At 64.4% G+C, this 21,291-nt stretch carries 23 protein-coding genes; 12 read left to right on the top strand and 11 right to left on the bottom strand.

Annotation, left to right across the window (positions count from 1 at the left end; all coding sequences use genetic code 11):
• Positions 1-30: 30 nt before the first annotated feature.
• From QW863_RS13570 to QW863_RS13550, 5 genes are all read left to right on the top strand, one after another.
• Positions 31-330 (top strand): putative quinol monooxygenase, encoded by a 300-nt coding sequence (locus QW863_RS13570; protein WP_315713833.1) that lies wholly within the window; start codon positions 31-33, stop codon positions 328-330.
• 42 nt (positions 331-372) lie between these two features.
• Complete coding sequence (gene ureE / locus QW863_RS13565; protein ID WP_315713834.1) at positions 373-990, top strand: urease accessory protein UreE; 618 nt, start codon at positions 373-375, stop codon at positions 988-990.
• Positions 977-1,699: an urease accessory protein UreF gene (locus QW863_RS13560; RefSeq protein WP_315714368.1), complete on the top strand. Its 723-nt coding sequence runs from the start codon at positions 977-979 to the stop codon at positions 1,697-1,699. The genes ureE and QW863_RS13560 overlap by 14 nt, the downstream gene beginning before the upstream one ends.
• A gap of 63 nt (positions 1,700-1,762) precedes the next feature.
• Positions 1,763-2,386 carry an urease accessory protein UreG gene (gene ureG, locus QW863_RS13555; protein ID WP_315713835.1) on the top strand — a complete coding sequence of 208 codons (624 nt, stop codon included), beginning with the start codon at positions 1,763-1,765 and terminating at the stop codon, positions 2,384-2,386.
• A gap of 293 nt (positions 2,387-2,679) precedes the next feature.
• On the top strand, positions 2,680-4,335 hold the full coding sequence (locus QW863_RS13550) for an HWE histidine kinase domain-containing protein (RefSeq protein ID WP_315713836.1): 1,656 nt from the start codon (positions 2,680-2,682) through the stop codon (positions 4,333-4,335).
• Between the two features lie 129 nt (positions 4,336-4,464).
• Here the strand turns inward: QW863_RS13550 and QW863_RS13545 are convergent, their stop codons facing one another.
• Together QW863_RS13545 and QW863_RS13540 are read right to left on the bottom strand one after the other, a co-directional pair.
• Complete coding sequence (locus QW863_RS13545; RefSeq protein ID WP_006612137.1) at positions 4,465-5,013, bottom strand: sigma-70 family RNA polymerase sigma factor; 549 nt, start codon at positions 5,011-5,013, stop codon at positions 4,465-4,467.
• Positions 5,014-5,250, bottom strand: coding sequence for a NepR family anti-sigma factor (locus tag QW863_RS13540; RefSeq protein ID WP_315713837.1), 237 nt, complete (start codon positions 5,248-5,250; stop codon positions 5,014-5,016). It abuts the gene before it with no gap.
• Positions 5,251-5,446: 196 nt separating this feature from the next.
• Here QW863_RS13540 and QW863_RS13535 point away from each other — a divergent pair, with 196 nt between their 5' ends.
• A complete protein-coding gene (locus QW863_RS13535; protein WP_315713838.1) occupies positions 5,447-6,250 on the top strand; it encodes a response regulator in 804 nt (267 codons plus the stop codon).
• Positions 6,251-6,328: 78 nt separating this feature from the next.
• Here the strand turns inward: QW863_RS13535 and QW863_RS13530 are convergent, their stop codons facing one another.
• Entirely contained in the window at positions 6,329-6,814 is a 486-nt protein-coding gene (locus QW863_RS13530) for an energy transducer TonB (RefSeq protein WP_315713839.1), read from the bottom strand.
• Positions 6,815-7,192: 378 nt separating this feature from the next.
• Between QW863_RS13530 and QW863_RS13525 the strand changes: the two genes are divergently transcribed.
• Positions 7,193-7,633: a hypothetical protein gene (locus tag QW863_RS13525; RefSeq protein ID WP_315713840.1), complete on the top strand. Its 441-nt coding sequence runs from the start codon at positions 7,193-7,195 to the stop codon at positions 7,631-7,633.
• 91 nt (positions 7,634-7,724) lie between these two features.
• Here QW863_RS13525 and QW863_RS13520 read toward each other — a convergent pair whose 3' ends face one another.
• From QW863_RS13520 to QW863_RS13510, 3 genes are all read right to left on the bottom strand, one after another.
• Positions 7,725-8,168, bottom strand: coding sequence for a hypothetical protein (locus QW863_RS13520; protein WP_315713841.1), 444 nt, complete (start codon positions 8,166-8,168; stop codon positions 7,725-7,727).
• A gap of 102 nt (positions 8,169-8,270) precedes the next feature.
• Entirely contained in the window at positions 8,271-8,642 is a 372-nt protein-coding gene (locus QW863_RS13515; protein WP_315713842.1) for a YqjD family protein, read from the bottom strand.
• A gap of 80 nt (positions 8,643-8,722) precedes the next feature.
• Complete coding sequence (locus tag QW863_RS13510; RefSeq protein ID WP_315713843.1) at positions 8,723-9,841, bottom strand: AI-2E family transporter; 1,119 nt, start codon at positions 9,839-9,841, stop codon at positions 8,723-8,725.
• A 218-nt stretch (positions 9,842-10,059) separates the two neighbouring features.
• Between QW863_RS13510 and QW863_RS13505 the strand changes: the two genes are divergently transcribed.
• Positions 10,060-10,809, top strand: coding sequence for a L,D-transpeptidase (locus QW863_RS13505; RefSeq protein ID WP_315713844.1), 750 nt, complete (start codon positions 10,060-10,062; stop codon positions 10,807-10,809).
• 15 nt (positions 10,810-10,824) lie between these two features.
• The gene (locus tag QW863_RS13500; RefSeq protein ID WP_315713845.1) at positions 10,825-11,484 is read left to right on the top strand and encodes a DUF2865 domain-containing protein; all 660 of its coding nucleotides are present in this window, start codon (positions 10,825-10,827) and stop codon (positions 11,482-11,484) included.
• 13 nt (positions 11,485-11,497) lie between these two features.
• Here the strand turns inward: QW863_RS13500 and QW863_RS13495 are convergent, their stop codons facing one another.
• Positions 11,498-13,591: a methyl-accepting chemotaxis protein gene (locus tag QW863_RS13495; RefSeq protein WP_315713846.1), complete on the bottom strand. Its 2,094-nt coding sequence runs from the start codon at positions 13,589-13,591 to the stop codon at positions 11,498-11,500.
• A gap of 178 nt (positions 13,592-13,769) precedes the next feature.
• On the opposite strand from QW863_RS13495, the gene QW863_RS13490 reads away from it, so the two are divergent.
• A complete protein-coding gene (locus QW863_RS13490; protein WP_315713847.1) occupies positions 13,770-13,925 on the top strand; it encodes a Thivi_2564 family membrane protein in 156 nt (51 codons plus the stop codon).
• 64 nt (positions 13,926-13,989) lie between these two features.
• Here the strand turns inward: QW863_RS13490 and QW863_RS13485 are convergent, their stop codons facing one another.
• Complete coding sequence (locus QW863_RS13485) at positions 13,990-16,152, bottom strand: malate synthase G (protein ID WP_315713848.1); 2,163 nt, start codon at positions 16,150-16,152, stop codon at positions 13,990-13,992.
• A 1,043-nt stretch (positions 16,153-17,195) separates the two neighbouring features.
• On the opposite strand from QW863_RS13485, the gene QW863_RS13480 reads away from it, so the two are divergent.
• Positions 17,196-17,549 (top strand): hypothetical protein, encoded by a 354-nt coding sequence (locus QW863_RS13480; protein ID WP_315713849.1) that lies wholly within the window; start codon positions 17,196-17,198, stop codon positions 17,547-17,549.
• A 318-nt stretch (positions 17,550-17,867) separates the two neighbouring features.
• Here QW863_RS13480 and QW863_RS13475 read toward each other — a convergent pair whose 3' ends face one another.
• From QW863_RS13475 to QW863_RS13465, 3 genes are all read right to left on the bottom strand, one after another.
• A complete protein-coding gene (locus tag QW863_RS13475; protein WP_315713850.1) occupies positions 17,868-18,245 on the bottom strand; it encodes a DUF1493 family protein in 378 nt (125 codons plus the stop codon).
• Positions 18,246-18,722: 477 nt separating this feature from the next.
• Positions 18,723-18,923 (bottom strand): hypothetical protein, encoded by a 201-nt coding sequence (locus QW863_RS13470; RefSeq protein ID WP_315713851.1) that lies wholly within the window; start codon positions 18,921-18,923, stop codon positions 18,723-18,725.
• A gap of 175 nt (positions 18,924-19,098) precedes the next feature.
• Complete coding sequence (locus QW863_RS13465; RefSeq protein WP_315713852.1) at positions 19,099-19,827, bottom strand: MgtC/SapB family protein; 729 nt, start codon at positions 19,825-19,827, stop codon at positions 19,099-19,101.
• 381 nt (positions 19,828-20,208) lie between these two features.
• On the opposite strand from QW863_RS13465, the gene QW863_RS13460 reads away from it, so the two are divergent.
• Positions 20,209-21,201, top strand: coding sequence for a cytochrome-c peroxidase (locus QW863_RS13460; RefSeq protein ID WP_315713853.1), 993 nt, complete (start codon positions 20,209-20,211; stop codon positions 21,199-21,201).
• Positions 21,202-21,291 lie beyond the last annotated feature (90 nt).

The raw sequence follows: 21,291 nt of genomic DNA, 5'->3' as shown, positions 1-21,291 counted from the left end.
GAACCAGAAAAGTACCGGGAGGACGAGTTCGTGATCTATGTCGTTGCCACCTTGACCATCAAGCCCGAAACCCGTGCGGAATTCATCGCCGCTGCGGCTGCCTGCATTGCGGGGACCCGCAAAGAACCCGGCAATATCGCCTATGATTTGCATGAGAGCGTCACCGACCCGAGCAAGATGGTCTTCGTCGAGCAGTGGGAGAATGCCGAGGCCTTGGTGCCGCACCGCGCGACCGAGCACATGAAGACGTTCGGGCGCGTCGCGGTCAAATGCATGTCGGCCCCGCCGAAGATCGAGATCATCACGCCTGAGAAGGTCGATGTCCGCTGAGCGGAATAAGAGTGAGCGCAATAAGAGAATGAGAGTTTCAGCATGATCCGCGCGACACGCGTGCTCGGGCAGCATCGTTGGAAGGAGGCTGCCGCCGATTCCGTCCTGCTCGATTTCGATGACCGGCACCGGCGGCGGCTGGTGATGACCGGAACGCGTGGGCTGGAGTTTCTGCTGGACCTCGAGCACGCTACCGCATTGCGCGGTGGCGATGCCCTGGTGCTGGAGGACGGCCGGCTGATCGAGGTCGTGGCGGCGGCCGAGCCGCTGCTCGAGATCCGGGCTTCCGATCCGCATCATCTGGTGCGGCTGGCCTGGCACCTCGGCAACCGGCACCTGCCGACGCAGATCATGGCCAAGAGCCTGCGCATCCGCCGCGACCACGTGATCGAGGCCATGGTCAAGGGTCTCGGCGCGCGCGTCATCGAGATCGAGGCACCGTTCGATCCGGAAGGCGGCGCCTACGCCGAGCCCAGCCATGCGCACGGCCACGATGATCATGATCACCACGGTCACGATCATCATCACGATCATGCCGGGCACGATCACGCGCATCACGGCCACGACGACGGCCATGCACATGATCATCACGTGCATGACGAGCACTGCGGCCATGACCATCACGATCACGGTCATTCCCATGCTCATGAGCACAAATGAGGAGGGGGCTCGGCCGGCTGCAATCAGGGCCGCGGATTCGGCTGCGCTGTATCGGCTGCTGACATGGCTGTCGCCGGCGTTTCCGATCGGCGGCTTCTCCTATTCGAGCGGCATCGAATGGGCCGTGGAGGCAGGCGACATCGGCGATGCGGCGGAGCTGCGCGGCTGGCTCGCGACGATGCTGACCAACGGCTCCGGCTTCTGCGACGCGGCTTTCCTCGCGCACGCGTATCGCGCGGTCGAGCTCGACGATATGGCCAGCCTCCGCGAGGTGGCCGAGCTTGCGGCCGCGTTCGTACCGTCGCGCGAGCGTCAGCTCGAGACCACCGCGCAGGGCCGGGCCTTCATCGAGATCGCGCGGTCCGCCTGGAACTGCGCAGGCCTCGACGAGGCGGTGGCGCGCTGTGAGACCATCGTCTATCCGGTCGCCGTGGGGCTGGTCGGCGCGCTTCACGGCGTTCCTCTGGGACCCCTGCTGCACGGCTTTCTGCACGCCCTGACGTCGAACTGGATTTCCGCCGGCAGTCGTCTCGTACCGTTGGGGCAGACCGACAGCCAGCGCGTGCTCGCCGCGTTGGAACCTGTCGTCGCCGCGACGGCGGACCGCGCTCTGCTCGCCTCGCTCGATCACATCGGCGGCGCAACGTTCCGCTCCGATCTCGCAAGCCTTCATCACGAGACGCAATATACAAGGCTGTTTCGGTCGTGATGAAGCGGGGCAACGGCGATCACGGCCCCGCGCGGTCGCGCGCACGACAGAAGGATAAATGACATGGCATCGTCTCACGGTCCGCTCCGCGTTGGCGTCGGTGGCCCGGTCGGGTCCGGCAAGACTGCGTTGATGGATCTGCTCTGCAAGTCGATGCGGGAGCACTACGACATCGCTGCGATCACCAACGACATCTACACCAAGTGGGACGCGGAGTTTCTCGTTCGCTCGGGATCGCTGACTCCGGATCGTATCGCCGGCGTGGAGACCGGCGGCTGCCCGCATACTGCGATCCGCGAGGACGCGTCCATGAACCTCGCCGCCGTGGCCGACATGCGAGCCAAGTTTCCCGGACTCGACCTGGTGTTGATCGAGTCGGGCGGCGACAACCTCGCCGCAACGTTCTCGCCGGAACTCGCCGATATCACGATCTACGTCATCGACGTCGCGGCGGGCGACAAGATCCCGTCGAAGGGCGGACCGGGTATCACCCGCTCCGACCTTCTGGTGATCAACAAGATTGACTTGGCACCCCATGTGGGCGCTTCTCTGGAGAAGATGGAGACGGATGCCAAGCGCATGCGCGGCTCACGGCCCTTCGTCATGACCAACCTGAAGAAGAGCCAGGGGCTTGACCGGATCATCGGCTTCATCGAAGCCAAGGGCGGTCTGAAGCCGTCGGCCTGAGCGCGGGGACGGATCTGCGTCGCACGGCTCTTCGTTGCTCGATGCGTCTGCTGGAATGACCGACGCAAAAAAGCCTCATCCGGCCGGAACAACTTGAGCCCTCGGGTGTTGCCTCGACCCGGGGTGCGCCTTGCCCAAGGCGTCTCGGCGCCGATGCACCGGTATCCTGGGATCGCTATCCGCTGATCGCTCCGATCACTTCCGATCGCCCCGAGGTGCGTCCTTGAGTTGCAGGCCCGGTTATTGGATGACTCGTCTCCTCCTTCGCCAACCCTTTACTTCAGAGTGAACGAGTGCTCCGGCTGGGTGTCATCATCGGTTTGATCGCGCTGGTCGGGACGGCGCTGTCCGGCTTGGCCGCCTATCGCGTACACGACCAGGAGCTGGCGCTCGATCGCATTGCGCTGGCCCGTGCCATCGACGTCCATGCCAGCCTCGTCCAGGACCGGCTGACCGAACGTGAGCTGCTGGCCCGGGTGGCCTCCGGGCTGTTCCGCGCTCCCTCCGTGATCAAGGCCAATATGCTGGAGCCGCTGCGATCGTCGATCTACGCGTTCAAGACCGACTTCGTGGTGGCATCGTGGATCGCACGGCTGCGGCCGGATGAGCTCCCCATCGCGCAAGCCGAGCTGCGTCAGGCTGGCTTCCCGAATCCAACCATTCGCAATTTCGACGACATGCCGCTCGGGCCGAACGTCGATCGTCCGTTGGACGTTCTGATGGATCTCGAGCCACGCAATGCCGAGACCTCGAAGCTTCCCGGTATCGCACTCGACCGGCAGCCGATCGTCGGACCGATGCTCGCGCGTGCCATGGCCGAGGGCAAGCCGGTCGCATCCGATCCCACTCCGCTGGTGCGGAGCGATGGTCCGATCGGGATCGTGCTGGCAGCCCCGGTTGTCCCGCAAGGTGCCACTGCGCCGGCGGGCTTCGTGACGTTTTCCTACGAGATCGGGCCACTGCTGCTCACCAATGACGATCTGTCGTTGTTCTCGGTGGCGTTGAAGGATCCGCGCAACGCCTCGGATGAGCTGGTTGCCAACGATCAGGGGGCGGTGACGAGCCGGACCCGCAGGCCGGACGATCCTGCTCCGTCGTCGACCCGCACCGTGGCCTTCGGCAATCACGACTGGTCGCTGGTCTATTACGCCAAGGGCAATGCGGTCCGGCGCGCGCAACAGACCGCGGCGATCGTCGGCGTCATCGGGATGGCGCTGACCGGTATCATCTGCGGCCTGTTCGGCTACGTCGCCTACAACAATCTGCGCCTGAGCCGCGAAATCCAGGTGCGGATCGGCTTCGAGCGCCGACTGACGGCGGTCATCGACGAGCTGAACCACCGGGTCAAGAACATCCTGGCGGTGATCCAGTCCATCGTGACGCGCACGCTGCGTCATGGCAGCGACATGGACGTCGCACGCGAGCTGCTGATCGGACGGATCCATGCGATGTCGAACGTCGTCACGCTGCTCAGCGAGAGCCAATGGCAAGGCGTGCAATTGCGCGGACTGTTCGAAGCTCGCGCCATCCCGCATGCGGACAGGATTGCGGTCAACGGACCCGACATCACCGTGAGCGCGCGTGCCGCGCAGAGCCTGTCGCTGCTGTTTTTCGAACTCGCCTCGCACTCGGACGAAGGCCTCTCGCTGGTGGGAAAGCACCCGCACATCACCGCCAAATGGGAGGTGACCGGCGAGGAGCCGAATGCCGTCTTCCACTTCCGTTGGGAGGAATTGAACACCAGTGAAGCAACGCGGCGGCCGGACAGCGATTTCGGACTGATCCTGCTCGATCGCGTGGCGCCGGAGGCGCTCGGCGGCACGTCAAAGCGCTTCTTCACCGAGGCGAGCTATGTGTATGAGCTGACCGCTCCGATGGAGACGGTGATCGACATGACCGAGCGCGATCGCACCGAGCAGTTCTCCGCGCCGGTGCATCCGGCGCGATAGCCGCAGCGCTCTCGGCAAACAGGATGCCAGGGCGCACGATGCCCGAGTGCACGTGATCAACAACAACAAGAAGAGGCGGCTCTTTCGCGAGCCGCCTCTTTACTGGTTCGTTTGCGACGGCTTGGCTGATCAGCCGCCGCTGCCGCCGATCACCGCCCGCACGGTCTCGTCCGGGCCGAAATCCTCGGCGCCTTCGACATAGAGCAGCGCTGCCAGCTTCGAGCGCGCGCGGTTCACGCGGCTCTTGATAGTGCCCACCGCGCAGCCGCAGATTGCTGCCGCATCCTCGTAGGAGAAGCCCGATGCACCGACCAGGATCAGCGCCTCGCGCTGGTCCTGAGGCAGCTTCTCGAGCGCCGCGCGGAACTCCTCGAACTCGAGATGCGCGCCCTGCGAGGGATGCGTCTTGAGCGTCTTGGCGTAGTTCCCTTCGGCATCCTCCACTTCGCGCCGGCGTTTTCGGTAGTCGGATCGGAACAGGTTGCGCAGGATCGTGAACAGCCAGGCAGGCAGATTCGATCCTGGTTGAAACGAGTCGATGTTGGCCAACGCCCGGAGCAGGGTTTCCTGCACGAGGTCGTCGGCACGATCGCTGTTACCACTCAAGGAAATCGCAAATGCGCGAAGGCTGGGGACGGCCGCGAGGATATCGTCCCGCAAGGAATCAGTGAGAGGCATTCACTCCCTCCCGTCGGTTTGGTCGTTGGATCCCCCGCCGTTCTCCACGTGGGACTGTGCTGCCGGCGCATCAAGCTTCCGCACCAGATCCGCGAAGCGGTCCGGCACTCCCTGACGGACGACGTCGTCGTACATCGCGCGGAGTTGATGACCGATTCTGGATTGAATTTCCGCGTTCAGTCCGCCGGGCTTGCGCGGTGCCGCATTCTTGCTGGCTTGAGACTTTACATCTTTCATGACCTTTTCCACGTTTCCCCGAGAGTTAAGTCCCTGAAGCTTCAAGAATTATTCTCGCCACCGAGAGGGTCTGTCGGGAACTAATGCGACGGGGCGATAAAAGTTCCACGCGTTTGGGGAACTTTTCGTCGGTTCGGGCGTAATCAGCCCATCATGGAACCCGGGCGGGAAGCCCAGATGACCGAATGGAGTGGGGATGAGCCGATCACAGCTTGTTGCTGAACATTTGCCGCTGTTGCGCCGGTATGCGAGGGCCCTCACCGGTAGCCAGGGTTCCGGAGACGCCTATGTCGGAGCGATGCTCGAGGCGCTGATTCAGGATCCCGCTCTGCTGGACGAGCGCTATGGCCCGCGGGCTGCGCTGTTCCGGCTGTTCACGCAGATCTGGAACTCGGTGGCGCTCAACGACGACGCCGAAGTGGCGACTCTGCCGATGCCGCCGGAGCGGCGCCTCTCCAACATCACCCCCTTGCCCCGCCAGGCCTTCCTGCTGCTCTCGCTCGAGGGTTTTCCCGAGGAGGAAGTGGCCTTCATCCTCGACATCGACGTCGCGGAAACCCGCCGGCTGGCGGATGCAGCCGGACGTGAGCTCGCCGCCGAGATCGCCACCGATGTCCTGATCATCGAGGATGAGACCTTCATCGCGATGGACCTCGAGAGCCTCGTCAAGAACCTCGGTCACAACGTGATCGGCGTGGCCCGCACCCATGCCGACGCGGTGGCTCTGGCCAAGAACAAGAAGCCCGGTCTGATCCTGGCTGATATTCAGCTCGCGGATGGTTCGTCCGGCCTGGATGCCGTCAACGAGCTGCTGCGCACCTTCGAAGTGCCGGTGGTCTTCATTACCGCCTATCCGGAGCGCTTCCTCACGGGTGAGCGGCCCGAACCGGCGTTCCTGATCTCAAAGCCGTTCCAGCCGGCCATGGTGTCGGCAGTCGCCAGCCAGGCTCTGTTCTTCCAGCGCAACTCGCGCAACAGGATGCCGAAGCCGGCGGCCTGATCAAGCCGCGCGCACAACGTCGCCCCGGCGCGTTCCTCACGGAGCGCGCCGGATTTCGTTGCAGCATCGAAGACGAGATCAGCAGCCGCGGCACACGCCGTTGAGCCGTGCCTTCAGCGTCGCGTCATTCGGCTTGGTCTCTTGGAGCTTCAACGTTGTCTCCTCAAGCCGGATGATTGCGGACGTCCGTCGAGGCGCGAACACGATCGGCACGAGAAAAGTGAGATCGCCGTCCGCCAGTTCCGGCGGCGGTGGCGCAAATGGTTGGGCTCGCTCCACCATGGCGAGCGCTTCCCGGTCGAGCGCGGGGTCACCGGTCGTTTCGGCCAGCACCGCCGAGATCAGGTGGCCTTCGCGGTCGATGTGAAACAGGACCTTGGCCGTCCCGCCCTGATCCGAGGCCTGCAGCGGATAGCGACGCTGAACCTTCAATTGTGCGACGAGGTTCTTGATCCAAGTGTCCCTGGCGCCGTCGGCCGCTGCAATCCCGGGAAACAGGCACACGAGAACCAGCGCCAGTCCAAACCCTCTCCATACGCCGACGCGATCCAGCGAGCTCAGCATCCCTGCCCCCACGCGCGCGGACCATGAACGCAGCCGCGCTGCTTCAACATATAACCGGGACGAAAAGGGGATAAAGCGCCGCGAATGTCGGGGCAGCGATCTGACCGGAAGGGCGGATCAGAAAAGAATGCGGGGCACCGCCGGCATCACCACGGCGGTGCCCCGCGTCGCCGGTCAATGGGGCAGGGGGAATAACCGGCTGCCGAGATGACGCGCGACCCGAAAAGTCGTTCCGCGTGAGATCGAATTTTTTGGCGCCATGAAATTGAAGAATACCGCCGCAGTTTACACACGGTTAAGTGATTTGCCCAACCGAGAACCCAGTTCCTGCGACTTACGTTGGTATGCCGATCGCCTTACGGCGAGGGGAGCAGAGACATGTCGCAGACCAGGAAGGTTATCGTTTTGGGTTCGCTTGCGGCTTCCGCGATGCTCGTGGGCGCAATGCAACTGGCTTCAGGCCATGATCTTGGCGCCAACCTGCCGGTTCAGAGCCCCTCTCCCCAGCCGATCGTCGCAACCGCGAATGACGTGAACCGGGCCGCCAAGGCTGACCGCGCCAAACAAAACGGTACTGCGGCGCCGTCGCAGACTGTGTCGATCAAGCTGGCAGCCTTCGCGGAGACCTCCTTCTTGGTGCGGCTTCCCTTCAACCCCACGGGTGTAAGCGCGGGCTCGTTACCATCGCCGCAGGGATCGCAGCTCATCACCACCGGCAACGAGCGGCAGGCCGTCAAGCATCCGGTGGCGTGCGAGCCGTCGGTGTCCGTGCTGACGGAGATCGCCAAGCGCCTGCAACCGGGACGGTGTGTGACTTAGTTACAGCCCCTCGCACCAGGCCCGCGGCTCAAGCGGCGGATCAACGCCTGGCAAATGATAAAAGCCGTCCGATGACGGTCAGGGGCAGTCCTCACTCTGCGGGAGTTTGCTCCTCCGCGGCTGGGCGGCTGACCATGAATCCGAGCGCCAGACCGCCCAAAGCCAGAATGGGAATCAGCCGCTTGATGCCAATCATGCGGACGATCTGCAGGCCGCTAGCCAACAACATCGGGTCTGCGAAAGCAGATTGGACTGCCGACCGCGCCGTTTCCGCGGTCCGCGCGGCACGACTCTCGATTGCGCGCTTGCGCGCCATGTAGCTGATTGCGGCCATCAACGTCACCACGAAGAAGATGGCGGCACCTGTGAGGCACGCGGCCACGAGCCCGTAACGATCCAGGACGGCGACAAAAGCTGCGGCGCACAGAAAGCTCGTGGTTACGAACAGTCCGACCGCTGCAGCGATTGCGAGCGATGTGAGCCGAACGGCATGCCCGGTCGATTCCTGGAAGTCCGCAATCAGGCGCTGCAGCATGTCATTCTCCTCCTCGTCTCGTTCATCTGCGCAACAAACTCAAATCGGCGCCGATAACGCGGCGCCGAAACAAGACGACCTCTGGATTTCAGGGGCCAACCCTCAGCGTCTCCAGGCGGCGCCGATGAGAAATCCGAGTCCGAGCGCAAGACCCACGGTGGCGAGTGGGCGATGGGAGATCACGTCCTCAAGGCGCTCCTCCAGCGAGTTTGCGGCATCCTGGGCTGCACCAAACATCGCAGTGCCGCGCTCGGACATGTCGTCGAACGTCTGGTCTACGTTCTCGCGTGCCTGACGATAGCCGCTGCGGGCCTGCTTGCTGGCCTGCCCAGCGAAAGCATTGAGCGCGTCGGTGATCTGTTCGGTGAGAGCTGCGATATCGTTTTTCACGGCGTGGACATCCTTCTGCAGGCGTTCGTAGTTCGCTTTGTCGACGAGATCTTTCAGGGCGGTCTCACCGTCAGTCGGCGGCATGGCAAGCTCCCGGAGCAAGGTGATTGCGTCTGCTCGACAAACGCGGGGTCTCAGCCGAAGTTCCGACGGTGAAAACCGAATTAGTCTGCCGGCAGTTGCGGCGAATCGTCCGGCAGCAGATGCTCCTTGACGATGAGGGCGACGATCAGGAGCGGCGAGGCAAGGAAGGCTCCCATCGGGCCCCACAGCCAGGTCCAGAATGCCAGCGCGATGAACACCGCGAGTGCGTTGAGAGCCAGCCGCCTGCCGATGATGGTCGGCGTGACGAAGTGGCCTTCCATGAAGGTGATCACGGCGAAGATGGCGGGCGCGACCATGCCGGCGCTCAAGGTCGGGAATGCGATTGCGCCGACCAGGACGAGCACTGCGAACATCGCGATCGGCCCGATGATGGGGATGAAGTTCAGCGTTGCCGCAAGCGCCCCGAGGCCGGCGGGATTGGGCATGCCGGCGAGGGCGCAGGCGAGGCCGGCTGCAATACCGACACCGGTGTTGATGAGCGTCACCGTCAGGAGGTAGTTGCCGAGGTGCAGCTCGAGCTCATTGAGGATGCGCAGCGTCCGCAGCCGTGCCTCGTGATCACCAAAGGTCATGATCAGCGCTCGCCGGAGATCGCGCCAGCTTGCGATGAACAGCACGAGCGTCGCGAAGAACAGTAGGAATTCGGTGAAGGTCGGCGACAGGAATTCGATCGTTGGCTGAACCCAATCGAACTTGGGGAGCTCCAGGCTGGCCGAGGCTTGTGCGCTTCCGCCGCCGACGGCCGCCTGCATTTCGTGCCACAGCGCCAGCGGTCGATCGAAGACGTGCAGCTTGGCCTTGAGCGTCGTGGCAAGCTCGGGAAGGCGATTGGTCCAGTCGAGCACAGGCGCCGAAATCAGGCCAATGATGAAGGCGAGCCCGGTGGCAACGGCGATCACGATCAACACGGCGCCGACGCCGCGCGGCACGTGGTGGCGTTCGAGAAAGTTGGCGGCCGGCGACAGCATGGTGCCGACCACGAAGGCCATGACGATCGGCAGGAAAAACCCCCGGGCGACATAGAGGACACCCGTCACGCAGACGGCCGTGAGGATGACGAGAGCGATGGCGACGACGTCAGCCCGCCTGATCACGGGCGGTACTTCTTGGTGACTTTCATTCAGGGCTGAATCGTCGTTCCCGCTGGCGAGCAGGCGCTCGGTGGGAAGTACACGCACCATGATTCTCCCGATCGAGTCGTTCGCGCACAGCTCGCGTGGTGACGTTCTCGTCATCCAACAGCCGAGGGGCCATCCGGTTCCGTCGCGCAAACGTGAGAACTCATACGCTTGACTGACGCAGGGCGACCACACCGGGCCGGAACTACGGCGAGACGTTCGGCGTTTGGAAAGCAATCACGCGTCGTACCGCGATGCTCGTCTGACAGGGGCACTCCATGACACAGCTCGTTTCCGATCACCGCAGCTTTGCGCGGACCGCTTCGCTGATCGCCGGCGTCGCGGTTCTTCTTGTTGCTGGTCCCACCGCGTCTCACGCACAGAGCCTCGGATATGCGTCGGTCGAACAGCAGCAGGCATTCCCGCCGGACGAGGCGACTGCACCCGCTGTGGAGCAGGACGAGGACAGCCGGCTGCCCGACAGGTTGCGGCGCACGATCGTCAATCTGGATACGCGGGAGGCGCCGGGGACGGTCATCATCGATACCGGCAATACCTATCTGTACTACGTGCTCGGCGGCGGCCGCGCGCTGCGCTACGGCGTCGGCGTGGGGCGCCAGGGCTTCACCTGGTCGGGTGTCCAGACGGTGACGCGCAAGGCGGAATGGCCGGACTGGCATCCGCCGGCGCAGATGATCGCGCGCCAGCCCTATCTGCCGCGATTCATGGCCGGCGGCCCAGGCAATCCGCTCGGCGCCCGGGCCATGTATCTCGGGTCCAGCGAGTATCGCATCCATGGCACCAACGACCCCACGACGATCGGCAAGTTCGTGTCGTCGGGCTGCATCCGCCTGACCAATGAGGATGTTTCCGACCTGTTCAGCCGCGTGCAGGTGGGGACGAAGGTCGTGGTGCTGCCGAAGGCCGCCTTGCTGCAGGCGCGCACCAATGCCGGCCGTACGCCGCGCGTGACGTCGCTGCCGTCGGGGCGGCAGGCGATGTCGCTGCCCGTCTCGGCCGTCAATTGACATGGGAGCGGAATGATGAACGGTCGACGTGCACTCGCCGCCATTGCAGTGGCAACCATGGCAACCGCGGGTGCGTTGGCAGCGCCGACCACAGCGGGCGCGCAGGATTTTTTCTCGGCGCTGTTCGGTGGCTTCAACGCACCGCAGCGTCAGGCGCCCTATATCCGGATGCCGTTCGCCGACGAGGCGCCACCGGCGCCACGGCCGGCCCCGCGGGGCGACGTCACCTATCGCGGCGGCAGCAGCAGCGTCGCCTGGTGTGTCCGCACCTGTGATGGCCGCTACTTCCCGCTCGGCGCGACCGGCGACCAGAGCAAGGAAGCCGCCTGCAACAGCTTCTGCCCGGCGGCCAAGACCGAGATTGTCTATGGCAGCTCGATCGACGGTGCCGAGACCGATGGCGGCAAGCCGTATTCGGCGCTGCCCAACGCCTTCAAGTATCGCACCGAGATCGTCGACGGCTGCACCTGCAACGGCAAGGACCATTTCGGCCTTGCCAAGGTGTCGATCGACAACGATCCGACCCTGCGCAAGGGCGACGTCGTTGCCAGCGACGACGGCCTCAAGGTCGCCAACCGGACCGGCAGCGGCAAGCGCGCCGAGCTGAACTTCTCGCCGGCGCCCGCGGCGTTGCGCGCGAAATACGAGCGCGCGCCGGTGACGGCGTCCGACTGATCCTGCGAGGTCGTCAGGCGGCGCGGATCTTGCCGAGGAAGTCCCTGACCTGATGACCGAGATTCCTGCTCTGGCTCTCCAGCGTCTCTGAGGCGGAGCGCACGTTGTCGGCCGCCGCCGCAGCGGCATCGGCGTCCGACTTGACGCCGGTGATGTTGTCGGAAACGTTCTTGGTGCCGTCGGCGGCGAACTGGGTGCTGCGTGAGATCTCCTGCGTCGCCGCCCCTTGCTCCTGCACCGCCGCGGCGATCGCGGTCGCCACCTCGTTGACCTCGCCAATGATGCCGCCGATGCGCTTGATCGCGTCGATCGCGTCATTGGCGACGCGCTGGATGTCGGCGATCTGCTCGGAAATCTCGTCGGTCGCCTTCGCGGTCTGGCTCGCCAGCGTCTTCACCTCGGAGGCGACGACCGCAAAACCCTTGCCGGCCTCGCCGGCGCGCGCTGCCTCGATGGTCGCGTTCAGCGCGAGCAGGTTGGTCTGCGAGGCGATGCTGTTGATCAGCCCGACCACCTCGCCGATCCGATTGGCCGATTGTGCCAGCCCCTGCACCGTGCCGTCGGTCATGCGGGCCTGCTCCACCGCGCGGCTGGCGATTCCGGCCGCATGCGACGCCTGCTTGCTGATGTCGGCGATCGAGGCGTTCAGTTCCTCCGCGGCCGAGGCGACCGTCTGCACGCTCGTCGACGCATCGCTGGAGGCCTTCGAGGCCTCCTCGGCGCGGGCATTGGTCTGCCGCGAGACGTTGGTCAGTCCGGCGGACGTCGCCTGCATGTCGGTGGAGGCGCGGCCGAGCTGCTCGAGCGAGTCGCGGACCAGCCCCTCGAACTCGCTCACATAGCTTTCGATCGCCCGCTGGCGCGCGACCGTCGTTTCGTTGCGTTGGCGCTCCTGGGCCTCGATCGCGAGCTTGTCCTTGGCCTGCTGCTTGAACGTTTCGAGCGCGCCCGCCAGCGCACCGATCTCGTCCTGTCGCTGCATGTAGCCCGTCTCGACGCTGAGGTCGCCGCCCGCAACCGCCAGCATGGCATCGCGCATCCTGTTGAGGGGCTGGATCACCCGGCGGCTCACCAGCATCAGCGCGGTGCCGCCGATCACGGTCGCCGCGATCAGGAGGCAGAGTTCGACCCCAAGGGTCCGCATGGCCGCCGCATGCTGCTCCTCGATATAGGTCCTTGCGGTCTCGAGTGCGGTCTCGGCGACCGCAACCGCCGCATTGAGGCGCCCGACCGTGAACGGGCTCCATTTGTTGGCGACCATCTCCGGCGTCTCGCCGCTCGCGAGCGCGTTGACGAGGCGATCGCGCAGCGCCGTGTACTCGGTCTCGAAATAGGCCTTGCGCGTGGCCTCCAGCGCGGCCGTCATCGCGGCCGGCCATTTTGCGCCGCTGGTCGCGAGTTCGAGCGCCTTCCATGCGGCCTCGGCGCCGCCGACCGCCTTGGTATAGTTCAGCCGCGCCTCGGGCGTGATCTTGCCTGCGGCGAGGCCGTTCGAAACCAGGAAGGAGGCATCGCCGGCGGTGTTGCGCAGCAGCCATGCGATCTGCTTGATCTGCAACAGCTGATCGATGGTCGGATCCGCATGGTTGACCTCGGCGGCGAGAATGGCCTGGATCTTCTCCAGCGTCTCCAGCAGCCTGTCCTCGGTCTGCATGTATTCCTTGCCGAGCGCCAATCGGCGCGACGCCTTCGGCTTGGCGACCTCCTGCCAGAATTCCCTCTGCTGATCGCTCAGCGTTGTCAGCAGTTGTTGGAATTGCGAGAGCAGCGCCGCCTTGTCAGCAAACTCGATGCCCGGAAGGGTGCCCAGCGCGCGGCCCATGGCGGGCATGGCGACGTCGCGCAGGCCGCGGACGTATCGCTCGGTCTCTGGCTCGACCTTCTCGTCCACGGTCACCATGCGGTTCGAGGTCGAGCGGTCGGCCCGCAGCTTGTCCATCGCCTTGAACATGCTTTCGGAGGCATCGACGATCGAGCTGATGCGCGCGGTGAGCTCGAGCTGCTGCCACGAATTGTAGGCCCGCGAGGCGAACAGGCCGACAAACAGGCATGCCGTCACCAGGATGATGGCCTTCAACGTCGTGGAAATGGTCAGGCGGTTCAGCATGTTGATCTCCGATTCACCGCATTTGACCGCAGACCCGTAAAAATCTGGATGAGGGCTGGCTCCGTTGAACTACGGAGACAGTCGTTGAGCACTCAGGTTCCGGGAGTGGAACTACCAGCCGCCGAGCGTGTTAGCTGATCACCGCCAGCGCATCCTCCTCTCGTTCAGGGGCTCATTCATGCTCGTCAGTGCTCTCGTCACCTTTCTCGTCGTCATCCTGATCCTCTATTTGATCAACCTGCTGCCGATCGACGGCCGGGCCAAGCAGATCTGCCGTGTGATCGTCATCGTGCTCGGCGTGATCTCGCTGCTTCGATTCATCGCGGTGATATGATCCAGCATCATGTTACCTTCGGCAGATCAAAAAAAGCCCCGGCGGATGGCCGGGGCTTTTCGCATCAGGCGCTTGCCTTCGCCTCGCGGCGCCGCGCCGTGAGGATGTATTCGGTGTAGCCGTTCGGCTGGGTGCGGCCTTCGAACACGAGGTCGCAGGCCGCCTTGAACGCCACGCCGTCGAACGACGGCGCCATCGGCTGATAGAGCGCGTCGCCGGCATTCTGCTTGTCGACCACGACGGCCATGCGCTTCAGCGAATCCATCACCTGCTCCTTGCTGACCACGCCATGGTGCAGCCAGTTGGCGAGATGCTGGCTCGAGATGCGCAAGGTGGCGCGGTCCTCCATCAGGCCGACATCGTGGATGTCGGGCACCTTGGAGCAGCCGACGCCCTGGTCGATCCAGCGCACGACGTAGCCGAGAATGCCCTGGCAGTTGTTGTCGATCTCCTGGCGCACGTCGTCGGGCGCCCAGTTCGACTGCGACACCGGAATGGTGAGGATGTCGCCGAGCTTGGCGCGCGGGCCGCCCTTCGCGAGTTCCGCCTGGCGGGCGTGAACGTTGACCTGGTGATAGTGCAAAGCGTGCAGCGTCGCCGCGGTCGGCGACGGCACCCAGGCGGTGGTGGCGCCGGCCTGCGGGTGGCCGATCTTCTGCGCCAGCATGTCGGCCATCTTGTCCGGCGCGGCCCACATGCCCTTGCCGATCTGGGCATGGCCAGGCAGGCCGCAGGTCAGGCCGTTGTCGACGTTCCAATCCTCGTAGGCCTTGATCCAGGGCTGCGCCTTCATCTCGTTCTTGCGGATCATCGGACCGGCTTCCATCGAGGTGTGGATCTCGTCGCCGGTGCGGTCGAGGAAGCCGGTGTTGATGAAGACGATGCGCTTGGACGCCTGCTGGATGCAGGCCTTGAGGTTCACCGTGGTGCGGCGCTCCTCGTCCATGATGCCGACCTTCATGCTGTTCTCGGGCAGGCCGAGCATCTTCTCGACGCGCGCGAACAGCTCGACCGTCAGCGCCACCTCGTCCGGGCCGTGCATCTTCGGCTTGACGATGTAGATCGAGCCGGTGCGGCTGTTCCTGACCTTGGAGAGACCCTTGAGGTCGTGCATCGCGAGCAGGCCGGTCACCGCGGCGTCGAGAATGCCCTCCGGCACCTCCTTGCCCTGGGAGTCGAGCACCGCGTCGGTGAACATGTGATGCCCGCAATTGCGGATCAGCAGCAGGCTGCGGCCGTGCAGCGTGAGGCTGCCCCCGGACGGCGTGGTGTAGCTGCGGTCGCTGTTCAGCGCGCGGGTGAGTGTCTTGCCGCCCTTCTCGAAGTCGGCCGACAGCGTGCCGTTCATCAGGCCGAGCGTGTTGCGGTAGACTAGCACCTTGTCCTCGGCGTCGACGGCGGCGACCGAGTCCTCCATGTCGAGGATGGTCGAGACCGCGGCTTCCAGGATCATGTCGGAGACGCCGGCCGGATCGTCCTTGCCGATGACATGGCTGCGGTCGATCACGACCTCGACGTGGAGGCCGTTGTTGGCAAGCAGGATCACGGAGGGCGCGTCGGCCGAGCCTTGATAGCCGGCGAACTGGTCGGCGTTCTTGAGCGCAGTGGCGTTGCCGCTCTTCAGCTTGGCCGAGAGCTGGCCGGCAATGACGCTGTAGGCGGTGACGTCGGTGTGGCTGCCGGTGGCGAGCGGCACGGCGGCGTCGAGGAAGGCCTTGGCCTTGGCGATCACCTTGTCGCCGCGGGCCTTGTTGTAGCCCTTGCCCGCTTCGCTCGGATCGTGCGGGATGGCGTCGGTGCCGTAGAACGCGTCGTAGAGCGAGCCCCAGCGCGCATTCGCCGCGTTCAGCGCGTAGCGGGCGTTGGTGAGCGGCACCACGAGCTGCGGCCCGCAGATCTTGCCGATCTCTTCGTCGATATTGGCGGTCTCGACCTTGTGCGTGGCCGGCTCGGGCTGCAGGTAGCCGATCTCCTTCAGGAATGCGGTGTAGGCGCCGAGGTCGAAGGCCTTGCCCTTGTTGGCGAGGTGCCAGGCGTCGATCTTGTCCTGCAGGGCGTCGCGGACGGCGAGCAGCTCGCGGTTCTTAGGGCCGAGATCGCGCAGGATCGCGGCAAGGCCGGCCCAGAACGCGTCCGGATCGATCCCGGTCTTCGGCGCGGCCTCCTTGGCGATGAAGTCGAACAAAACGGGGGCGATCTTCAGTCCATGGGCGTCGATACGGGTCATGATGAGACGTTTCTCTCGAATAGGGCGACGTTGCGCGTGTCTTGGGCGTGCTGAAATGGCCGCCTCGAAGGCGGCGTGTGCAGTGCATTTAGCGCCAAAGCGGGGGCCACGAAAGGGGGGAGGGGTATCGCAGTTGGTCGGGGGGAGGGCCGGTGGTTCCGGGTGCGGTGGTCCGAGGGCGGGACGATCCGACGTTGCTGAGGCCCGCAAACGCTCGCTCCAGGCTCCGCCGTCATTGCGAGGAGCGAAGCGACGAAGCAATCCAGGCTACCTCCGTGGAAACAGTCTGGATTGCTTCGCTTCGCTCGCAATGACGCCTGAGGTTGCATCTCGTTGCCCATCTTAGGATCATGCATTCGCGGACAATCGCCAACGGCCTCGCGGCGCATGATCGCGTCCGAGCTTTGCCAGGATGCCGCCTCTCGAAAACGAGAGGCGCAGGGAAGGCCGGGTGCAGGCTGCACCCATGGCCCGCCTGCAGAAAAAAATGCAGGCGGCAGTCACCACAGGTACGAGCCGGACATCCGGCCTCCCCTGCGCGATGGCTCTACGGTTGCTCCGTGGTCTCCCCGGTGCGCCGGGCTTTCTGGTCACCGTTGCCCGCGCAGCGCGTTGGCGCTGCCGCTTGCGTGGCATCAGCGTCGGGATGCCAGGACCCCACGGCTTGGCCGTGCGCCTCGGGACTGTCCGTCGACATGATCGCTCACGCCGCAGCCCAAAGCGCCCACCGCATCCCGCACCCGACGTCCGTGACGGTCGCGAAACATCCCTCGTGTGGGACGGGATGAACATAGATCTATCGTGATTTCTGAAAAAAAGAAAGAAGAATATTTTTGCGCCAAGGACTGGACAGGGCAAATCAGGTTGATGGGGCTGAGCAATTCGGCTTTTCGGCGCAGGCAGATTTTGTGGACTTCGGGGCATGGCAAGCTGGCGAGCTAGTGCCGACCGAGCTTCCATCTGGTCTTGCCTGTTGGCTTTGTGAGAACCTTCGAATATGACGTCCGCGCCGGCAGAGTGTTCGCACAACGGAGCCCATGTCGATGGCTCGCCTGAAAGATCGATACGAACTCAATGCGCTGCTGCCGGAAGATGCACGTCGTGCGGAGCTCCTGACACTGATTGATCGCCTCTGTCCGGGAGGATCAATCCATCATGTGCTGAGGCATATCCCCGAGCAGGCTGAAGACGTCTATACCATCCTTGTCGATGATCATTCTGTCGTGAGCTTCGATGTACCGCGCGGGCGTGATCCGATGACTCTAACGGGAGTCAGAATTCAGAGCTTAAAGGAATTTCGCCATGAGATCGGCCAGGGCAAGGACCGGATCAGATTGGATCGCGCCGCTGACCAGGCGAGGAAGCTGCTCGGATCGACCTCCGCACCGCGCTCGTGAGCGCGGGTGCTCTGTAGGCGTGGTCCGGAAGCGGGCTTGGCCGCTCCTCAGGTCGATGGCGGCGTCCGGAATTGACTTGGTAGCGACTCCCCTCCGTGCTCCCAAATGCCAGCATTCGTGAAACGGTTGGGTTTTGCGGATGCAAAAAGCCATTCGTGACCGTCAGACGTGTCGCTGCGTCGATCCGGGCCGTCCGTGCTATGCCTGCTCAGAGCCGGGCTAATGCGCGGAACGCCCTGAGGGTCGACGGTTTGACCAGGGTCGATAGCCTCGTTCCGCAATAGGGGCAGACTTGGATTTGGAACGCGGCGGTCAGGCTCACATCTCCGGCGGTGCCGTGCGGCCTTCCGGCGAGACGGCGATCGATGTCGCTTCATTGGGCCAGCGCTTCTGTCTCGCGGCATCGACGAGTGTGGCGATCGTCAGCGGCAACTGGGGGCGGCGCAGGCGAAGAACGGTCAGGACAAGCCGGGTCAGCGACAGGCCCTCCGGTCCGAAATGGCGGTCGAATTCGAAGCCGGACAGGTCGACGTCGAACGCCCGCTGGAATGCAAGCATGAATTCGCGCGCATCATCGCCGTCGACGCCGAGGTCTCCGGCGATGTCGGACTCGTCAGAGATTTGCTCGCGGATCCCGGTCTCGGCCCTGACGAAGTCCAGAATCTTCTGAAGGAGTTGGTCTGAAGTCTGTGACATCATCCAACTATCCGACACCTTCTGCTGCAGGCAAGCGCAGGTCGCTCGTGGGCCGGGCAAAGGCGCGGAGCGCCGTGCTCACCATGCTTCACCGGTTTGAGATGGGGGGCACGCGCCGCCTGCCCGCGCCGCTTTGCCCACCCGATGGTCGCAAAAGATCGCAGGCGCGTCGCTGAATGAATAGCAAACCATCAATCCGCATGGCGCTTTCCTTTGTCCGCGCCTAGGCTATCCAACGAGCTTGTCGTAGTCGGCATGCGAGCCGATCCAGAACCATAAGTAGCCGTCATCGATCTCGGTCACGAGGGCTCGGTAGCGAGTCCGACCCGAGCCGACCAGAAACGTCCGACCTTCTTAAACTGCAGAGAGGGTGACGCGGGTCGCGTTTCAGCAGCTCAGAAATTCTGATCGGCGAGCCTTTGATGGCTTCAGGCAGCAACTCGTAGGCCGCCCAAAATTTCGGGGATGCGAAATGGGTCACAATAGCCGGGAGCGGCCGGCCCGATGCGCGGCAAGAGCTTCGTCCGCCAAGGCGTCGAGTTTCCCCGTATGAGCATCACGCTCGATCGCAGCATCGAATGACGCAGCATCGAACCGTTCGAACCATGCGCGAAAGCGCGCGAGTTCGTCTGGATTGAGCTGTTGGACGGCCTTTTCGATCTCTTCTGCGGTTGTCATGATGGGAACATAGAACTGAACATTGAAGCCGAAAAGGTGGGGGCCCGATGGGACCATAAAACGGCATTGAGGGATCGCGTTGTCGAATGTGACGTAGGCGTGTTGCTTGAGCGTGCCGCGACACGGCAGGACCGGTCCCGGATGTCGCCGAGCTCATCCCGGCTACGCGCTACCCTCACGCTCTTGATGGCGCCAAGCGGAATTCGACCACGTCTTGCGCGCTCGACAAATCGCGCGCCATCTGGGCGGTCTCGAACCGGCCGGCGGCCTGCAGCACCAGCTCGAAATGGAATTGCCGCTTCGTCTCGCTGTATTCGTAGCACCAGTCCAGCACGTCGAAGCCATAGGCCCGCATGCATTCGCGCAGTTCGGCCTCGCTCGGCTGCAGGCCGTGGCGGTAGACGACCGACAGCGACAGCGTGGTCTGATGCGGCAGCCATTTCTCGACTTGGCCGAGCAGGGTCATCGCGGCCAGCGACAATGCCGTGGCGCACAGCGCGGTGCCGTAGAAGCCGATGCCGATGATGATGCCGATCGCCGACGTCATCCAGATCGAGGCGGCCGTCGACACGCCGCGGATGGTGAAGCCGTCCTTGATGATGACGCCGGCGCCGAGGAAGCCGATGCCGGTCATCAGGCCCTGGATCACGCGCGTCGGATCGGAGACGGTCGGCGACACCGCCATGCCGCCATACCAGCTGCCGGGAAAGCCGTTGATCGCCGTCAGCAAGGTCGATGCGACGCAAACCAGGGCGTAGGTCCGCATGCCGGCCGCGCGTCCGTGATAGGTGCGCTCGTAGCCCAGCAGCAGGCCGACGGCCGCCGCACCCATCAGGTGCAGCAGCAGAATCCCGTTCGTCTCCAGTTCGGCCGTCGACCAATAGGCCGCCAGATGCTCCATCATGCGCCTCGACCGCGTTGCTGCGGGTGGCGTGAACTGTGCGGATCAAGTGCTAATTTCTGCTTGCCGATGCGGCGGCCGCGCCGTGGGCAAACTGTTGTCCAGGCACGAGCCGGCGCACTCCTCCGTAGTTCTCCGGCCAGGATGCGCGCAGCGCCTGACGCGCCGGCGCGCCGTCGTCGATGGAGACGGCAGGTTCTCACATTCGCCGCGCCGGCTGTTCTCGACGCACCCGGCATCGCGTCCGCCGATGACGGTCAGGCCGGCGCACTGACGCCGCTCAATCCCGCCTGCGCCGATTCATTGCCCCCGCACAGTCCCACTTCGGACGTAAAAGCTATCGATAACGATTTGCATCAAGGGGATGTCGGGGGGAGACGGGCGATGTCGTTCACGGGGCTGCGGTCAGTCGTCTTGTGTCTTGGCCTGCTCGCCCTGCCCGCGCTTGCGGCGGACAAATCTGTGGCGCCCTATCTCGCGGCGGCTCCGCAAAAGCCGACCTTGCTGCAAATGCTGGCTTCAGCGTTGAAGCCGAAATCGGCGCACGCGGCGCCGTCCGAGCACAGGCCGAGAATCCGCCACGCCACCGCGGCGGTGAGGAAGCAGCCGAAGGCGCCGTCAGCACCTGCTGTGACCGAGGCGCCGGTGGCCGAGCCCACCACGGTCGGCGCCGCCGTGGCGCCACCGGCCCAGCTCTCCGAAGCCGAACTCGCCGCCAAGGGGCTGGAGCTGTTCAACGACGCGAGCCTCTCCGGCGGCAGCAAGGCGTCCTGTGCGACCTGCCACTTCTCGACCGGGCATACCAACAACAAGACCTATGTCGGCCTCGACGTGGTCGCCGACGGCGATCCCAATGGCCGGAATACGCCGACGCTGTGGGGCGTCGGCGAGCGCGCGGTGTTCGGCTGGGCCGGCCAGGCGCCGACCCTGGAGGACAGCATCCGCGGCATCATCGTCAATCGCATGAAGGGGCCGGAGCCGTCGCCGGAGACGCTGGCGGCGCTGGTCGCCTATGTGCGCACGCTGAACTATCCGGCGAACTGGCAGGTCAAGGGGGACGGCACGCCGAGGGAGGATGCCAGCGCGGCCGTCAGGCGCGGCTATGAGCTCTATATCGGCGACGGCGGTTGCGGCACCTGCCATCAATTGCCGAGCTTCGACAAGAAGAGCAAAGACGACATCGGCACCGGCGGCAAGTTCAAGGTGCCGACCCTGCATGCGGCCGCGTCGACCGCGCCGTATTTCCACGACGGCCGCACGGCGTCGCTGCGCGACGCCGTCAAGCTGATGTGGGAGTTCTATGCCAAGAAGATGGAGACGCGACTGCCGACCGAGGCCGAGCTCGACGATCTCACCGCCTATGTCGGCGCGCTGTAGCGTCCGGCTGAGCTGGGTCGCGCTTCACCGTCATTCCGGGGCGATCGGCAATGCGCAGCCGTGAAGCGGCTGTGCGTCGACGATCGAACC

The organism is Bradyrhizobium sp. SZCCHNR1017, assembly GCF_032381375.1.
Lineage (GTDB): Bacteria > Pseudomonadota > Alphaproteobacteria > Rhizobiales > Xanthobacteraceae > Bradyrhizobium.
Note: the sequence above shows the minus strand (reverse complement) of the source record. Positions and strands in the feature narration are given on the sequence as shown.

Bases quoted from the DNA above. Each gene is read 5' to 3' on its own strand.
- QW863_RS13515 (WP_315713842.1), bottom strand. From the start codon at position 8,642: ATGCCGCCGACTGACGGTGAGACCGCCCTGAAAGATCTCGTCGACAAA.
- QW863_RS13545 (WP_006612137.1), bottom strand. From the start codon at position 5,013: ATGCCTCTCACTGATTCCTTGCGGGACGATATCCTCGCGGCCGTCCCC.
- QW863_RS13525 (WP_315713840.1), top strand. From the start codon at position 7,193: ATGTCGCAGACCAGGAAGGTTATCGTTTTGGGTTCGCTTGCGGCTTCC.
- QW863_RS13475 (WP_315713850.1), bottom strand. From the start codon at position 18,245: ATGTCACAGACTTCAGACCAACTCCTTCAGAAGATTCTGGACTTCGTC.
- QW863_RS13460 (WP_315713853.1), top strand. From the start codon at position 20,209: ATGTCGTTCACGGGGCTGCGGTCAGTCGTCTTGTGTCTTGGCCTGCTC.
- ureE (WP_315713834.1), top strand. From the start codon at position 373: ATGATCCGCGCGACACGCGTGCTCGGGCAGCATCGTTGGAAGGAGGCT.
- QW863_RS13535 (WP_315713838.1), top strand. From the start codon at position 5,447: ATGAGCCGATCACAGCTTGTTGCTGAACATTTGCCGCTGTTGCGCCGG.
- ureG (WP_315713835.1), top strand. From the start codon at position 1,763: ATGGCATCGTCTCACGGTCCGCTCCGCGTTGGCGTCGGTGGCCCGGTC.
- QW863_RS13490 (WP_315713847.1), top strand. From the start codon at position 13,770: ATGCTCGTCAGTGCTCTCGTCACCTTTCTCGTCGTCATCCTGATCCTC.
- QW863_RS13480 (WP_315713849.1), top strand. From the start codon at position 17,196: ATGGCTCGCCTGAAAGATCGATACGAACTCAATGCGCTGCTGCCGGAA.
- QW863_RS13500 (WP_315713845.1), top strand. From the start codon at position 10,825: ATGAACGGTCGACGTGCACTCGCCGCCATTGCAGTGGCAACCATGGCA.
- QW863_RS13465 (WP_315713852.1), bottom strand. From the start codon at position 19,827: ATGATGGAGCATCTGGCGGCCTATTGGTCGACGGCCGAACTGGAGACG.
- QW863_RS13520 (WP_315713841.1), bottom strand. From the start codon at position 8,168: ATGCTGCAGCGCCTGATTGCGGACTTCCAGGAATCGACCGGGCATGCC.
- QW863_RS13560 (WP_315714368.1), top strand. From the start codon at position 977: ATGAGCACAAATGAGGAGGGGGCTCGGCCGGCTGCAATCAGGGCCGCG.
- QW863_RS13530 (WP_315713839.1), bottom strand. From the start codon at position 6,814: ATGCTGAGCTCGCTGGATCGCGTCGGCGTATGGAGAGGGTTTGGACTG.
- QW863_RS13495 (WP_315713846.1), bottom strand. From the start codon at position 13,591: ATGCTGAACCGCCTGACCATTTCCACGACGTTGAAGGCCATCATCCTG.
- QW863_RS13505 (WP_315713844.1), top strand. From the start codon at position 10,060: ATGACACAGCTCGTTTCCGATCACCGCAGCTTTGCGCGGACCGCTTCG.
- QW863_RS13485 (WP_315713848.1), bottom strand. From the start codon at position 16,152: ATGACCCGTATCGACGCCCATGGACTGAAGATCGCCCCCGTTTTGTTC.
- QW863_RS13540 (WP_315713837.1), bottom strand. From the start codon at position 5,250: ATGAAAGATGTAAAGTCTCAAGCCAGCAAGAATGCGGCACCGCGCAAG.
- QW863_RS13470 (WP_315713851.1), bottom strand. From the start codon at position 18,923: ATGACAACCGCAGAAGAGATCGAAAAGGCCGTCCAACAGCTCAATCCA.